At 55.7% G+C, this 15,883-nt stretch carries 15 protein-coding genes; 7 read left to right on the top strand and 8 right to left on the bottom strand.

Features of this window, described 5'->3' with window-relative positions:
- Positions 1-83 precede the first annotated feature (83 nt).
- Complete coding sequence (locus HWX34_RS20270; RefSeq protein ID WP_178973976.1) at positions 84-722, top strand: LysE family translocator; 639 nt, start codon at positions 84-86, stop codon at positions 720-722.
- 78 nt (positions 723-800) lie between these two features.
- Here the strand turns inward: HWX34_RS20270 and HWX34_RS20275 are convergent, their stop codons facing one another.
- From HWX34_RS20275 to HWX34_RS20290, 4 genes are all read right to left on the bottom strand, one after another.
- Positions 801-974, bottom strand: coding sequence for a DUF2788 domain-containing protein (locus tag HWX34_RS20275; RefSeq protein WP_233160942.1), 174 nt, complete (start codon positions 972-974; stop codon positions 801-803).
- A 207-nt stretch (positions 975-1,181) separates the two neighbouring features.
- Positions 1,182-2,408 (bottom strand): argininosuccinate synthase, encoded by a 1,227-nt coding sequence (locus HWX34_RS20280; RefSeq protein ID WP_045848611.1) that lies wholly within the window; start codon positions 2,406-2,408, stop codon positions 1,182-1,184.
- Between the two features lie 44 nt (positions 2,409-2,452).
- Positions 2,453-3,376, bottom strand: a complete 924-nt coding sequence (gene argF / locus HWX34_RS20285; protein ID WP_178973977.1) for an ornithine carbamoyltransferase — start codon at positions 3,374-3,376, stop codon at positions 2,453-2,455.
- Between the two features lie 191 nt (positions 3,377-3,567).
- The gene (locus HWX34_RS20290) at positions 3,568-5,526 is read right to left on the bottom strand and encodes an aminotransferase class I/II-fold pyridoxal phosphate-dependent enzyme (protein WP_178973978.1); all 1,959 of its coding nucleotides are present in this window, start codon (positions 5,524-5,526) and stop codon (positions 3,568-3,570) included.
- 262 nt (positions 5,527-5,788) lie between these two features.
- On the opposite strand from HWX34_RS20290, the gene dinG reads away from it, so the two are divergent.
- From dinG to rnk, 6 genes are all read left to right on the top strand, one after another.
- The gene (gene dinG, locus HWX34_RS20295) at positions 5,789-7,915 is read left to right on the top strand and encodes an ATP-dependent DNA helicase DinG (RefSeq protein ID WP_178974002.1); all 2,127 of its coding nucleotides are present in this window, start codon (positions 5,789-5,791) and stop codon (positions 7,913-7,915) included.
- A gap of 128 nt (positions 7,916-8,043) precedes the next feature.
- Positions 8,044-8,358 (top strand): DUF3579 domain-containing protein, encoded by a 315-nt coding sequence (locus HWX34_RS20300; RefSeq protein WP_045848607.1) that lies wholly within the window; start codon positions 8,044-8,046, stop codon positions 8,356-8,358.
- Positions 8,359-8,524: 166 nt separating this feature from the next.
- Positions 8,525-9,703, top strand: coding sequence for a porin (locus HWX34_RS20305; protein WP_255497643.1), 1,179 nt, complete (start codon positions 8,525-8,527; stop codon positions 9,701-9,703).
- 107 nt (positions 9,704-9,810) lie between these two features.
- Positions 9,811-10,608 (top strand): type I methionyl aminopeptidase, encoded by a 798-nt coding sequence (gene map / locus HWX34_RS20310; RefSeq protein ID WP_178973979.1) that lies wholly within the window; start codon positions 9,811-9,813, stop codon positions 10,606-10,608.
- A gap of 126 nt (positions 10,609-10,734) precedes the next feature.
- Complete coding sequence (locus HWX34_RS20315) at positions 10,735-11,589, top strand: flagellin (RefSeq protein WP_178973980.1); 855 nt, start codon at positions 10,735-10,737, stop codon at positions 11,587-11,589.
- 113 nt (positions 11,590-11,702) lie between these two features.
- Complete coding sequence (rnk, locus tag HWX34_RS20320; RefSeq protein ID WP_178973981.1) at positions 11,703-12,113, top strand: nucleoside diphosphate kinase regulator; 411 nt, start codon at positions 11,703-11,705, stop codon at positions 12,111-12,113.
- A 49-nt stretch (positions 12,114-12,162) separates the two neighbouring features.
- On the opposite strand, the gene HWX34_RS20325 is transcribed toward rnk, so the two are convergent.
- The 4 genes from HWX34_RS20325 to HWX34_RS20340 form a co-directional block, all read right to left on the bottom strand.
- Positions 12,163-12,771: an alpha/beta hydrolase gene (locus HWX34_RS20325; protein ID WP_178973982.1), complete on the bottom strand. Its 609-nt coding sequence runs from the start codon at positions 12,769-12,771 to the stop codon at positions 12,163-12,165.
- Positions 12,771-13,079: a ferredoxin gene (locus HWX34_RS20330; RefSeq protein ID WP_178973983.1), complete on the bottom strand. Its 309-nt coding sequence runs from the start codon at positions 13,077-13,079 to the stop codon at positions 12,771-12,773. Before HWX34_RS20330 ends, HWX34_RS20325 begins: the two co-directional genes overlap by 1 nt.
- Positions 13,080-13,141: 62 nt before the next feature.
- Positions 13,142-14,551 (bottom strand): replicative DNA helicase, encoded by a 1,410-nt coding sequence (dnaB, locus tag HWX34_RS20335; protein ID WP_045848601.1) that lies wholly within the window; start codon positions 14,549-14,551, stop codon positions 13,142-13,144.
- Positions 14,552-14,602: 51 nt separating this feature from the next.
- Complete coding sequence (locus HWX34_RS20340; RefSeq protein WP_178973984.1) at positions 14,603-15,784, bottom strand: NAD(P)/FAD-dependent oxidoreductase; 1,182 nt, start codon at positions 15,782-15,784, stop codon at positions 14,603-14,605.
- Positions 15,785-15,883: the final 99 nt, after the last annotated feature.

Below are 15,883 nucleotides of genomic sequence, written 5' to 3' on the forward strand. Positions count from 1 at the left end.
AAAGCATGACGCTGGCACATTCTGCTTGTCGTTTGTGCGCAAATCTTCAATCATGCTGTTTTAACCCGCTCAGGCTAGCAATCATGATCGTTACCGCAGAACAACTGGCGGCCTTCACTATCGCCGCCATGCTAATCACCCTCTCCCCCGGACCGGACAATCTGATGGTACTGAGTCTTGGCATCGCCAAAGGTCGCCGCCAGGGGATGGCATTTGGCCTGGGCTGCGCGCTGGGTTGCATTACTCACACCATCCTGGCGGCACTGGGTGTCAGTGCGCTGATAGCCGCCTCCCCCATGGCGTTTGGTCTGCTGAAGATCGCCGGCGGCAGCTATCTGGTGTATCTGGGCTGGCAAGCCATCCGCAGCCGGGGCAGCAGCCTGAAAGTCGACAAGGGCGCTATTGATGACACACCGCTGTCAGCGCACTTTCGCAAGGGCCTGATCGCCAATACCATCAACCCCAAGGTGGTGCTGTTCTTCCTGGCCTTCCTGCCGCAATTCGTCGATCCGGCCCAGGGTCACAGTGGTTGGCAAACGGCCATTCTGGGACTGATCTTCACTGCACAAGCAGCGCTGCTGTTTGGCAGCCTGGGTTATTTTGCCGGTGCCATTGGTGGCTGGCTGAACCGTACGCCCAAGGCCAGCCAGTGGCTGGACCGCATTGCCGGCAGCATTTTCATCGCACTGGGCCTGCGCCTGATTTTGTCGCCACAGCGCTAATCTGCCGCTGGATTCCCCTGCCCTATACGCAAAACGGGTTGGCACAAGCCAACCCGTTTTTATTTGTCCGTGCCGCCCTTACTTGAGCACAAGAAACTCCACCAGCACGTTCTTGAAGATAAAGCCCACCACACCAAAACCCAACACCAGAAACAGAATGGCCGTGCCCATCTTGCCAGCCTGGGATTTCTTGCCCAGATCCCAGATGATGAAGCCCATGAAGATGATAAGGCCGGTCAGACACACAGCCATGGATATATCGGTAAATTGCTCTTCAGACACCCTGATGTTCCTTGATGAATGCTGCAATTGGCTCAGTGGCTGGCGCATGCACAAGCCGGCCAGCAGGACAAAGCCGATACGATACGCCGCATCAGCCTGTCTCTCAACTTTTCCGTCGGGATTTCCTCTGCCCCAACAAAAAACCGCCCGAAGGCGGTTTTCTTCACAGCGTGCCGATCAGCCGCGCTTGAGCTTGGCGTTGGCAGCAATCCGCATGCGCAGGGCATTGAGGCGAATGAAGCCGGCAGCGTCAGCATGGTTGTAAGCGCCGCCGTCTTCGTCGAAGGTGGCGATGTTCGGGTCGAACAGGGAGTCGGTCTTGGATTCACGACCAACAACGATGACATTGCCCTTGTACAGCTTCAGGCGTACCCAGCCGTTAACGGTGGCTTGCGAAGCGTCGATCAGGCCTTGCAGCATCTGACGCTCCGGGCTCCACCAGTAACCGGTGTAGATCAGCTTGGCGTACTTCGGCATCAGCTCATCCTTCAGATGGGCCACTTCGCGGTCCAGCGTGATGGATTCGATGGCGCGGTGTGCCTTCAGCATGATGGTGCCGCCCGGGGTTTCGTAGCAGCCACGGGACTTCATGCCCACGTAACGGTTTTCCACGATGTCCAGACGACCGATACCGTGCTTGCCACCCAGACGGTTCAGTTCGGTCAGTACTTGTGCCGGGGTCATGGCCACGCCGTTGATGGCGGTGATGTCACCCTTTTCGTAGCTCAGCTCGATGTATTCGGCCTGGTCCGGGGCATTTTCCGGGCTGACCGTCCACAGCCACATATCTTCTTCCGGCTCGGCAGCCGGGTTTTCCAGCACAGTGCCTTCGTAGGAAATGTGCAGCAGGTTGGCATCCATGGAGTACGGGCTGCCACCATTCTTTTTCTTGCTGATGTCGATACCATGCTTTTCGGCATAGGCCAGCAGCTTTTCACGGGACAGCAGGTCCCATTCGCGCCACGGTGCAATCACCTTGACGTCCGGTTTCAGAGCGTAGTAACCCAGCTCGAAACGCACCTGGTCATTACCCTTGCCGGTAGCGCCGTGCGATACCGCATCGCCGCCCACGGCGTTGGCGATTTCGATCTGGCGCTTGGAGATCAGCGGACGGGCGATGGAAGTACCCAGCAGGTACTCGCCTTCGTAAATGGCGTTGGCACGGAACATCGGATAAACGTAGTCGCGCACGAACTCTTCGCGCAGGTCTTCGATAAAGATGTTTTCCGGCTTGATGCCCAGCGCAATGGCCTTCTTGCGGGCCGGTTCCACTTCTTCACCCTGACCGATGTCGGCAGTGAAGGTCACCACTTCACAGTGGTAGGTGTCTTGCAGCCATTTCAGGATGACGGAGGTATCCAGGCCACCGGAGTAGGCCAGCACTACTTTTTTGATGTCAGACATGATGCGTTTTCTTTCCAGCGAATCTAGTGGGTTGTCCTGCCGGTTCAGTCGTACTGATGACCAAGCAGCAGATATTCGATCAGGGCTTTCTGGGCGTGCATGCGGTTTTCCGCCTCGTCCCATACCACGCTCTGCGGGCCGTCGATGACCTCGGCGGTCACTTCCTCGCCGCGATGGGCAGGCAGGCAGTGCATGAACAATGCGTCCGGCTTGGCATGCTTCATCAGCTCGGCATTTACCTGATAGCTGGCAAATGCTTCCAGGCGAGCGGCACTTTCAGCCTCGTAGCCCATGCTGGTGAACACGTCGGTGGTCACCAGGTCAGCGCCTTCCACCGCCTTGACGGCACTGTGGCTGGGTTCGAAGTGCTCCGGGCCGTAATGCTCACCATCCAGCACGGTCAACTCGTAGCCCACCGGCGTGGCCACCTTGAGCTTGAAACCAAGAATCTTGGCCGCCTGCAGCCAGGTACGGCATACATTGTTGCCATCGCCGATCCAGGCAACAGTCTTGCCCTTGATCGAGCCACGATGCTCAATGAAGGTAAAGATGTCCGCCAGAATCTGACAGGGATGGTATTCATTGGTCAGGCCATTGATGACCGGCACTTTGGAATGCGCAGCCAGACGCTCTACCAGCGATTGTTCGTAAGTGCGGATCATGATGATATCGCTCATGCGCGACAGCACCCGTGCCGTATCTTCAATCGGCTCACCGCGCCCCAGCTGGGAGGTCTTGGTATCCAGGAACATCGCATGACCGCCAAGCTGGGCCATGCCGGCTTCAAAGGAAACCCGCGTACGCGTGGAATTCTTTTCGAAGATCATGGACATTACGCGGCCTACCAGCGGCTGATACAGCTGTTTTTCGCTGTGTCGTCGCTTCAGAACCTTGGCACGCTCGAAGATGTGACGATACTCCTCGTGATTCAGGTCGCTGAATTGCAGGTAATGTCCTACTTGCTTCATGGGTAAGATTTCCAAAAAAAAAGACCATCGCGCATAGAACACGGTGTGTGTCTTCATGCGCAATGGCACATTACTACACGCAGGTCTCAAGTCAGTTAACTGGTGTCGCAATACCGTATCAATTGGATACTGGATTTATATATTTGCGACAATTGTTATATTTATCGGAAATTGACCATTCTGACAAGCTCTCAGCCGAACAACAATCTGTCAGGCAAATGCGAAAGCTCCCTATCTTTTAGCACTCTGACATACATTTCCCCACCATCTTCGGCCAGTCCGTGCATTTCTATGGTTTTTTGTGTCTTTTGCAGACGCGCCAGATAAGACAGGATACTGTCGTCAATCACCTGCCCCGGCACCAACACGGGAATGCCAGGCGGGTAAGGAACGATCTGGTCGCAACATACCCGGCCATTCAGTGCGGCATTGGGGCGACCATCGTCATCCAGCAAGGGCAGGCGCTCGCCAGCTTCATAAAAGGCATCGCGCGGCAGGCAGGCCAGGCGGGAAAAGCGCGGAATTTCCGGCATGCGGCCAACCGCACGCGGTGCACGCTTCTCCTTGGCCAGCCGCAGCAATGCGTCATACAACCGTGACACCTTGCTGCGCGTGGTGCCCATGGTCAGCAACAGAGTGATGGTGCTGAAGGTGGATTTCTCCACTTGGATGTTATAGCGCTCGAACAGCGCGTGTTGCAGTTCGTCGGTGGTAAAACCGGACTGGCTGATATCCACGGTGAGCTTGGTCGGGTCCAGCCGGATGCCATCTTCTCGCATTTCTTCGGGCAGCAGGTCTTCCAGCTCCAGTATGCGGAAAGCCCCGGTGGAGTTGATCTTGTCGCGCAGCTCCTCTGCCAGCTTCAGCGTGCGGTCCAGTAGCCGGTAGCCCTCGGTCACCGCTTGCTTGCGCGCCACGTCCAGACTGGCAATCAGGTTGTACTGCGGGCTGGTGGAGGTATGCATATTGAAGTTTTCCCGGAACAGATGCTCGTCAAATCCGGGGTCATTCACGTGAATCATGCTGGCTTGCGAGAAGGCAGACAAAATCTTGTGCGTGCTTTGCGTGACATAGTCGGCACCTGACTCCAGTGCTGTCGGGCGGAAGGCCGGGTGAAAACGGGCAAAACCGTACCAGGCCTCATCCACGATCACCTTGATGCCCTTTTCGTGCGCGGCTTCGATGATGGGCACCAGATCATAACGCAAGCCATCGTAAGTGCAGGAAGTCAGGATCAGCACCCGCGCGTCCGGGTTGGCTTCAATGGCGGCAAAAATGGTGGCTTTGGGCACCGGGCCGAAAATGCCGTACTGCTTGTTGATGGAGGAATCCAGATACACCGGCAAGGCACCGGACAGAATCACCCCGTGATGCACGGATTTATGGCAATTGCGGTCCAGCAGCAGCTTGTCACCCGGCGCCAGCAAGGTCTGGAAAATCACCTTGTTGGAAGTCGATGTCCCGTTGGTGGCGAAATAGGTCTTGCGCGCTCCAAAGGCTTTGGCAGCCAGCTTTTGCGACTCGGCAATCACCCCGGTCGGGTGCAGCAGCGAATCCAGCATCGGCACGGAGACCGACAGGTCGGCCCGCAACATGTTCTCGCCAACAAAATCGTAAAAATCCCCCACCCACGGGCTGCCCTTGAGCGAATCACCACCAGCGTGGCCCGGCGTGTGCCAGGAATCCTTGGCCATGCGCACATATTGCTTGAGCTTGTCGTAAAACGGCGTGGCAGATTTTTCAGCCAACTCGGCGGTCAGAATGCGGAACCAGCCGTTGTAGTCGGTTTCGTCGCGGTAAAAATAGCCATCCACCGCATGGCTGGCGAGGTTTTCCACCAGCACACGCTCGTCGTCATCCATCAGCAAGACATACAAGGATAATTCCGGCCGGAAATCACTGATCTGGTTGGCCAGCGTCACTGCCGCCTGATTCAGGCCCTTCTCTTGCAACTGCTTGTCGACCAGCACGGCCTGGATATCGCCATCACGCCGAATGATGTCCATTGCCTCCTTCAGACGGGAGGCGCCAATAAAGGTCAGGCCATAAGGATTTTCCAGCCGCACGGCCACGGCACCCAGCCCGGCCAGAACGTCGGACTGCCACTTTGCATCATCGCTTACCACCAGAACGCGGCTAACGGGTGTCATCAACTCATTTCTCCTGTGTGCAGAACACTGCGTACTTGTTATTTGTCTGTCCATGCGTACGCAACACGTCTCAGTCAATTCTTGTCACAAGCCACCCGCGTTCACGCGAAGCTTGTGCCGTTGCTGATCACGCTTGATGAATTTGGCTATCGTATCCACAAGCTGAGTGCGTCGTCATTTTGCAAAGCACCATTTGCGCACAAACGAAAATCCATGACGCTTTAGCCGCTAAATCAGCCTCAGCTTGCGGTACAATCGCGCCATGCTGACCGATGCCGAAAAAGACGCCATTCGCGACCACTACCGCACCATTGCCGACAACCTGCCAGGCTTTCGCCCACGTGCGGCACAACGGCGCATGCTGGCCGAGATCGCCAACGCCCTGTCCCGCAGCCTGGAAAAGCAAGGCGACGCTTATCCCAACCGTGAGGGTGAAAGCATCGCGGTGATCGAAGGGCCAACCGGTGTCGGCAAAAGCCTGGCCTACCTGCTGGCTGGTGGCGTGATGGCAAGGTCTCGTGGCAAAAAACTGGTGGTCACCAGCGCCACCGTCGCCCTGCAAGAGCAACTGGTTAACCGCGACCTGCCCTTCGTGGTGGAAAACAGCGGCCTGCCGCTCACCTTCGCGCTGGCCAAGGGCCGTGGTCGTTATCTGTGCCCGCAGCGCATCTACGCCCTGACTGCCGAAAATGCCCAAGGCCAGTTGCTGGCCCCGGATCCGATGCTGGCCTTGTGGGACCGCAAACCACAGGCTGGCGAAATAGAAGCCCTGCGCAGCATGGCAGACGAGTTCTACTACCGCCGCTGGAATGGCGATCGCGACACTTGGAAAGAGGTAATCGAAGACGGCCTGTGGAGCCGGGTCACCAACGACCGCCACGGCTGCCTGAAAGCTGCCTGCCCCAATCGCCCGGAATGCCCGTTCTACTTGGCACGCGACACACTGGAAACCGTAGACGTCATCGTGGCCAACCACGACCTGATGCTGGCCGATGTTTCCATGGGCGGCGGCGTCATCCTGCCTGCGCCGGAAGACAGCTACTACTGCATTGACGAGGCACACCATCTGGCCAAGAAGGCCATCAATCAGTTCTCGGCGGAACATTCGCTGGCCCAGGCCATGGGCTGGCTGGACAAGGTAGCCCCCACTGCCGCAAGGGTGGAAATGCTGACCAGCAAGGTGGAAATCACCGCACAAGCCATGGATGCAGCCAGCGCCTGCATGGAAACGCTGAATGAATGGTTGTGGCTGCTCAGCGGCGAAGAAGCCCTCAGCGCCAACAGCGAAAACATGGAGCCCACCTGGCTGATGGAAGACGGCCAGTTGCCGGAGCGACTGCAACAGCCGGCACGCAATATGGCCATGGCCGCCCGCGCTATCTTCAAACATCTGGCAGCACTGAACGATGCGCTGACCGAAGCACGCAAGGAAAAAGGCAGCGATACCACACAAATTGACAAAGCCGCCGCTGATATTGGTTTTCTCAATGGCCGGGCCGAACAGCTGATGGCCGTGTGGGATCTGTTTGAAAAGGAAACAGAAGAAAGCGCGCCGCCCATTGCCAAGTGGATCACCCGCCGCATTGAGGGCAAAGGGGACTATATTTTCTCCGCCTCCCCCGTCAGCGCAGCAGCCAGCCTGGCGGCTACCTTGTGGCGTCGTGCCGCCGGTGCCGTGCTCACTTCGGCCACCCTGCGCTCGCTTGGCGCCTTTGACCTGCTGCTTGGACAAACAGGATTGAAATGGCTGCCGCAAGTGACTTGCGTGGCCCTCGACTCACCCTTCAACTTTACCGAGCAGGGTGAACTCTACCTGCCACCCATGCTGACCAGCCCCAAGGACCCGCAAGGCCACACCAGGGAAATCGTCGAATGGCTGCCCAAGCTGATTGATACCGGCGAAGCTGTCGGTACGCTGGTGCTGTTCTCCTCTCGCAAGCAGATGCAGGATGTGGCGGCTGCCTTGCCGGAGAACCTGCGCAGCCAGTTGCTGATTCAAGGCGAGATTCCCAAATCCGTCTTGCTGGAAACCCACCACAGCCGCCTCAAGAATAACCAGGCCAGCGTCATCTTCGGGCTGGACTCCTTCTCCGAGGGCCTGGACTTGCCCGGGGAAAGCTGCGTCCACGTCATCATTGCCAAACTGCCATTTGCCATGCCGGATGACCCGGTCGGCAAAACCCTGTCACGCTGGATAGAAAAGCGTGGCGGCAACCCCTTTGTCGAACTCACCGTTCCTGAAGCTTCCATCAAACTGATTCAGGCCGTTGGCCGGCTGATCCGCACCGAGCGCGACTATGGCCGTGTCACCATTCTGGACAACCGGCTGGTGAAACAAAGTTACGGAAAAAAACTGCTGTCCTCATTACCGCCATTCAAGCGCATCTGATTTTCAGGTAAAATTGCGGGTAAACCCGCTATTGCCTTGCAACAAAGACAGTCCAATACAACAACACTGTCTTTGCTATAGATAAATACAGAGACCACACCTTAAAGAGCACACTCCGGTTAATCACCATGATTTGCAATCCATATGAAGTAGTCATCCAGGGACTCACCTCCGAAGGCCGCACCTTCCGCCCCAGCGACTGGGCAGAACGTCTGGCAGGCATCCTGGCCTCTTTCGGTGGCGATCAGAAACTTTCCTACCACGCCTTCGTCCGCCCCATGTTGCTGGAAGGCGTGCGTTGCGTTGCCGTCGACAAGAAGCTGCAGAAGATTGATCCGCAGGTCTTCCAGTTTCTGATGGATTTCGCCAAGGACAATGATTTGCGTATTGTCGATTGTCGAACCCTCATCGACGAGATCTACCCCAACAAGTTTTTGGCATAAATACAACAAATCCGGTTTGGCGAGGCTTGATCTGCATCATTACTGCAACATCATCGTCACATTTTGTGGTTAAACTTCGACAGTACTGACGTCCTGGACGGCTCAAACATAGAGTTCCGCCACAGCCAGTACGCATAACGAACACAAAACCCCTGATGGAGCACTGATGATGCATAAGAAAAGCTTAGCCGCACTGGTTGCAACCCTGTTCGCCGTTCCGTTCGCCGCTCACGCCGACGTAACCATTTATGGTTTCCTGAGCGCTGGCTTTGAGTCCGCATCCGCAACAGGCGGATCTACGCCATACGCCAGTCGCGCTCGTGTTGTTGACAACAACTCTCGAATTGGCTTCAAAGGCTTCGAAGACTTGGGCAATGGCACAAAAGCGATTTGGCAAGTTGAACAAAGCCTGAAAAACTTCGAACAAGGTGGCACTACTGATGCTGGCGTGACTGCCACCTTCGCCACTCGTAACTCATTTGTTGGCCTGGACAATGCGGACTTAGGTAAGGTTTACGCTGGCTATAGCGATAGTGCTTACAAAACCCTTACCGCTGCCGGCATTAACCTATTTCAGGACTACACGGCAGAAAACAATGGCTCCGGTACTGGTGTTTACAGCCGTGGTGAAGCCCGCCTGAAAAACTCCATTCACTATGTCAGCCCGACATGGTCTGGCCTCCAGTTCGGTGCATCTTATGGAGTTGATGAAGCTAAGACTGCCACCGCTAATAAATCGCGTGTATCCCTTGCCGGAAACTATACCAATGGTGGCCTCATCGTTGCTGTGGGTTTTGATCGTCAGAATGACACCAGCACCAGCAGCACAGGTGCTACCACATTCACTTATGCTGCATCTGGCTCAACCGCATCTAGCGTAGCAACAAGCAACTCTGGTCAGAACACCACTTACACCAAGCTGGCAGCTAGCTACAAGTTTGCTACCGGCACCCTGATTGGTGCCGGTTACGAATTTGGTCGTTTTGGCAGCAGTAGCATTGGTAGCAATCTGAAGCAAGATGATTGGACTGTGTCCTTGTCGCAAGACTATGGTCCTTTCGTATTCAAGCTAGAATATAGCCAGCTGGGCCAATTGAAAGGCAGTGCAACACCTGACGACTATAAAGCCAAGGAATATACTGTCGGTATCGATTACAACCTATCGAAATCCACCAAGGTTTATACCTACTACGCCAAAATTAACAACAATACCAAGCAAAATGCTAACTTCTACAACAACAGCATTTATAGCACTTCCTATAGCAGCAGTACTAATACTGCAGCCGCTTTGGCAGCTGGAGACGACCCGAAAGCCTTCGGTGTTGGTCTGAAAGTTGCGTTCTAAGCTGAACATCGCTTAGCAACAAACTGTAAAACGGGCATCCTGCGGGGTGCCCGTTTTTTCATCATTTGCTAGAATGGAACATTGCCGCACACACCAAGACCACCACAATGAGCGTTGAACTGAAAACAGCCGCCGATATCGAGAAAATGCGTATCGCCGGCAAGCTTGCTTCCGAAGTACTCGACTACATCACTCCCTTTGTCAAACCCGGTGTCACCACCGAGGCCATCGACAAGCTTTGCCATGACTACATGGTCAATGTGCAAGGCTGCATTCCGGCCCCACTGAATTACGCACCAGATGGCCACAACCCCTATCCCAAGTCGATCTGCACCTCGATCAACAGCGTGGTGTGCCATGGCATTCCCAATGACAAGCCGCTGAAGAACGGCGACATCATGAACATCGACATTACCGTCATCAAGGATGGTTACCACGGTGATACCAGCCGCATGTTCTATGTTGGCGAAGTCAGCGAGCACGCCCGCCGCCTGTGCAAGATTACCTATGAATGCATGTGGCGCGGCATCGAAAAGGTCAAACCGGGTGCCACCCTGGGGGACATCGGCTATGCAATTCAGCAATATGCCGAAGCCAGCGGTTACAGTGTGGTGCAAGAGTTCTGCGGTCACGGCATTGGCAAGCGCTTCCACGAAGAACCGCAAGTCTTGCACTACGGTCGCCCCGGCACCGGCCTCAAACTTGAAGCCGGCATGATTTTCACCATCGAGCCGATGATCAATCAGGGTAAACGACATCTGCGCATGATGGGCGATGGCTGGACAGTCGCCACCAAGGACCGCAGCCTGTCAGCACAGTGGGAGCACACCATTCTGGTAACCGAAAGCGGCTATGAAGTACTCACGCAGTCTGCCGGCACACCGGCCAAGCCTGCCTCGCGCTGAGTTTTATTAGCAATACAACAGTAAACACCCGCTTCAGGCGGGTGTTTTTGTGTAAATACTGGTTAAGCCGCAAGAGGGAAACTATAGTTAAAGCCGTGATCTGAACGTAATTTAAGCGAGCGTGACATGTTAACCATCGGCAGCAATTCCAGCACTCTGAGCGCACAGTCCCAACTGGAGAAATCGCGCAAGAAAACCGAACAGACACTGGACCAGCTCTCTTCAGGCACACAACTGAACAATGCTGCGGTGAATGCCGCAAATACTGCCCTGTCCCAATCGCTTGAGGCTCAGGTTCGCGGCGACAACCAGGCCAGCAGCAATGCGCTGGATGGCATTTCCATGGTGCAAACCGCGGACAGCGCACTATCCCAATTGCAGAGCAATACCCAGCAGATTCAGGAATTAGCCATTCAGGCAGGTAATGCCGCGCTCAACAGCAGCAACCGCCAGGCCTTGCAACAACAGGCGGATCAGCTGACCCAAAGCAACTCGGCCATTATCCAGAACACCCAGTACAACGGCACATCACTACTGAGCAGCAATAACAGCCTGCAATTTCAAGTGGGGCCCAATGGCGGCAGTGGCAACCAGATCAACGTCAGCACCAGCAATCTGTCAGCCTCGCCATCCAGCGGGGGCCTTAACAGCTACAATGCGAATTTGGCAGCGACGGGTACCATTGACCTGTCCAGCCCTGCCAGCGCCATTGCAGCACAATCCCAGATGCAATCCGACCTTGCCACTATTGGCAACTCACGCACTCAGCTAGGGGCAGCCAGCAATCAGTTTGCTGCCGCCATCGACAATCTGCAGAATGCCTCCCTGAATGCCCAGGCCGCCAATAGCCGCATCAGTGACACCGACTTTGCAGCAGCCACAGCGCAATTGGTACAGCAACAAATCCTGGGCCAATCAGCCATTGCCGTACAGGCACAAGCCAATCTCTCACAGCGCAGCGCGCTCAGCCTGCTTGGCTAATGCTCAGGCAACTTTCCATACTCAAGACACTCCAACACTGATTGAACGTTGTTTATCACCGTCAGCACAGGCCTGAAAAAGCCTGTGCTTTTTATTGATAGAAGGAGTCGACCATGCCCAGCCAACCATCCATCATTGTTTCCAGTCTTGATTACGAAAGGCTGGCAGCCTGGATGGAGCGCATGCCGGAACAGGACAAGGCGACGCTGGTCGCGCTGGAAGCCGAGCTGGAGCGCGCCGAAGTGGTAGAGCCGGAAGACATTCCTGCGGGCATCATTACCATGAACAGCACCGCGCGGGTACGCATTGATCAAAGCGGCGAGGAAAAGCTGCTGACCCTGGTGTACCCCAATCAGGCCGATGGCACAACGGGACATGTTTCTGTTCTGGCCCCAGTTGGGGCAGCACTGCTAGGCCTGGCCGAAGGTCAGTCGATTGACTGGCCCACGCTGGCAGGGCAAACCCGACTCACCGTCCTGGAAGTCACCTACCAGCCTGAAGCAGCCGGCGATCTGCACCGTTAATAAAATAGCCAGTCAACAGACTGGCTATTTTCATGTTGGCAGGACAGACTTACCAGCAGCGCTGAATCATCTGCCCCAGCTTGATCAGCTTGCCATGGAAAAAATGACCAGCCCCAGGAAACACCAGCACCGGCAAGTCCTGTGGACGGGCCCAGTCCAGCACGGCGGACAGTGGAATCACCTCGTCCTCTTCACCATGAATCACTAGCGTATCCGCGGGCACCGGTGGCGTTGGAATGGTGTACTTACCCACCGCCACGCCCATCAGCAACAACTTGTCCGCCTCAATCACGGCACGGGTGCGCGCCGCGACAAAGCCGCCGAACGAGAACCCTGCCAGTGCCAGCGGCAGTTGGCCATGCACGGTGCGGGCATGTTCGACCACGGCAATCACATCATCCACCTCGCCAACCCCATGGTCGTGCTGACCACCACTCTCCCCCACCCCGCGCAGGTTCGGACAGTAGCAGGCATAACCCAGTTGTGACAGCGCCTTGGCGGCTGTCTGCACCACTTTGTTGGTATTGGTGCCGCCCTGCAGCGGATTGGGATGGCAAATCACGGCAATTCCCTGCGGCTCGCCTTGCGGCAAAACCACGATGGTCTCCAACTCGCCAACCGGGCCGGAAATCACACACTTGTTCAGGGCTTTCAACATCAGATCTTCAACCTTTCAACAATACGTCCTGCCACCATGTGCTCATCGATGATTTCGTCGATGTCTTCGCGGTCGACAAAGGTGTACCAGGTCTCTTGCGGATACACCACCATCACCGGCCCATCATCACAGCGCCCAAGACAGCCCGCCTTATTGATACGAATCTTGCCATCACCCGCCAAACCCAGCGCCTTGACCCGGTCCTTCATGTAGCCCAGCAGCTCACTGGAACCGTGGTTATTGCAGCAATCCTCTCCGGCAGCACGCTGGTTGCAGCAGATAAATACATGTTTGTCGAAAAAGCTCATGAACTACCTTTCGTGAACGGATGCAGACTCGCGGCACCCGGTATCCAGATCATCAGGCGGTGTTAACCGTCACTATCCGCCCAGCCGCTGATACCCAAGGTGGCGGCATTTTCAAATTTGGCGTGCTTGCCGACAAAGGCCAGGCGCACCGCACCGGTAGGGCCATTACGGTGCTTACCGATAATCGCCTCTGCCATGCCCTTCACTTCCACGTTTTCCGGGTTGTAGTACTCTTCCCGGTACATGAAGATGATGATGTCAGCATCCTGCTCGATGGCGCCAGATTCTCGCAAATCAGACATCATCGGGCGCTTGTTGGGACGCTGCTCCACTGCCCGTGACAGCTGCGACAGCGCAATCACCGGCACCTGCAACTCCTTGGCCAAACCCTTCAGACCACGGGAAATTTCACCCAGTTCGGCAGTACGGTTATCACCACGGCCGGAACCGGACATCAACTGCAAATAGTCGATCACGATCAAGCCAAGCTTGCCACCATGCTGACGTGCCAGGCGACGCGCGCGTGCGCGCAGCTCCAAAGCAGTGAGCGCCGGTGTTTCGTCGATATACATCGGCGCCTCCGACAGCTTGCCAATGGCGTAGGTCAGTTTTTGCCAGTCCTCGTCACCCAGCTTGCCGGTACGCAACACATGCTGATCCAGCCGCCCTACCGAGCCCAGCATACGCATCACCAGCTGTGCACCACCCATTTCCATGGAGAACACCGCCACTGGCAAATGCGCCTCCACGGCCACATGCTCGGCGATGTTCATGGAGAAAGCCGTTTTACCCATGGACGGACGGCCAGCCACAATCACCAGATCCCCCGGCTGCAAACCGGATGTTTTGGCATCCAGGTCGATAAAGCCGGTGGGAATACCAGTGACTTCGTCCGGATTATCCCGGCTGTAGAGCATGTCAATGCGCTCAACAACCTCTTTCAGCAGGCCAGGCATCTCCAGAAAGCCCTGCTTGGACTTGGCCGTGGATTCGGCAATCTGGAACACCTTGCCCTCAGCCTCATCCAGCAACTGGGCTGCATCGCGGCCCTGTGGCGTGTAGGCCGACTCGGCAATCTCCGCCCCCACCACCGCCAGTTGTCGCATGATGGAACGCTCGCGAACGATTTCGGCATAACGACGGATGTTGGCGGCGGACGGCGTGTTCTGCGCCAGCGTTGCCAGGTAAGACAAACCACCGACATCCGCCAGCTCGGCGTTCTTGTCCAGCACTTCGGATACCGTCACCACATCGGCCGGACGGCCCAATTCAATCAGACGGGCAATATGCTTGAAGATAAGCTTGTGGTCATGGCGGTAAAAATCCGCCTCGGACACTACGTCCGCAATCTTGTCGAAAGCACCATTATCCAGCATCAAACCGCCAAGAACCGATTGTTCAGCTTCGGTCGAATGTGGCGGTGTGCGCAAGGATGCCATGGCACCATCAAAATTTTCGTACTGTTCGGTCATGGAGACTCAATGAAATGTGCAACAGGCAAGAACCCGGATCAGGTGGCAATTCTAGCAGTTTTTGCCGGCTACATAGCCCGATGACCAGGCCCACTGGAAGTTGTACCCACCTAACCAGCCGGTAACATCAACAACTTCGCCTATAAAAAACAGGCCTGGAACGTCCTTGGCTTCCATGGTTTTGGAAGACAAGGCCTTGGTGGAAACCCCGCCGCGCGTCACTTCGGCCTTCTTGTATCCCTGTGTGCCATTGGGCTTGATGCGCCAATGCTGCACCTGCTCAGCCAGTTGCAAGCGCTTTTTGGATGTCAAATCCTTCAGCCGAAGATTGAAACCAAGCCGGCTCAACCACGCCTCGGCAAAACGCTTAGGCCAACCGAGTTCGGCTAACGCATTACTCAACAGTTGCTCACTGCCCTGCCGCTCGTCCAGAAATGACGCAACATCACAATCAGGCAGCAGATTGATAACCACATCCATTCCAGGTTCCCAGTAAGAGGAAATCTGCAAGATGGCCGGGCCAGACAAGCCTTTGTGAGTAAACAGGATCTGCTCGCGAAAACGCCCCTTGCCTGCGCAAACTTCCACATCCAGCGACACCCCGGCCAGTGGAGCAAAGGCCTCTGCATCCTCGACATGAAAAGTCAGCGGCACCAAGGCCGGACTCAGCCCAGTGACCGGCAACCCGAACTGCTCGGCAATTCGGTAACCCAGCGGCGTAGCCCCGATTTGCGGGATGGACAAGCCACCGGTAGCCACCACAAGCGCATGCGTACTGAAGACACCTTCGGTGGTTTCAAGCACAAACAAACCTGTTTCATCTTTGGTAACAGTACTGATGCTAACGCCCATCTGACGGAACACCCCGCCTTTTTGACACTCGGAGTCGAGCATATCGATGACCTGCTGACTGGAATCATCACAAAACAACTGCCCCAGTTTCTTTTCGTGATAAGCAATGCCATGCCGTTCAATCATGGCAATAAAATCCTGCGGACCAAACTGTGCCAGTGCCGAGCGACAAAAATGCGGGTTTTCAGATAAATAGCGCTCTGGCTTCGCATCATGGTTGGTGAAATTACAGCGACCACCGCCGGAAATACGAATTTTCTCGGCCAATTTGTTTGCGTGATCCAGTAGCAAGACCTTGCGCCCGCGCTGGCCCGCAATAGCGGCACACATCATGCCAGCGGCACCAGCCCCCAGCACCACGACGTCGAATGACTTATTCATATTCTTACTTTACTTATTTAGTCAACTATTGGCGATCAAGTGTTGAATCCAGTACACTTGCTGTTACAGTTATCCGCTAGATTCGGCTTTCGCAATTTC

The organism is Aquitalea sp. LB_tupeE, from assembly GCF_013391415.1.
GTDB lineage: Bacteria > Pseudomonadota > Gammaproteobacteria > Burkholderiales > Chromobacteriaceae > Aquitalea.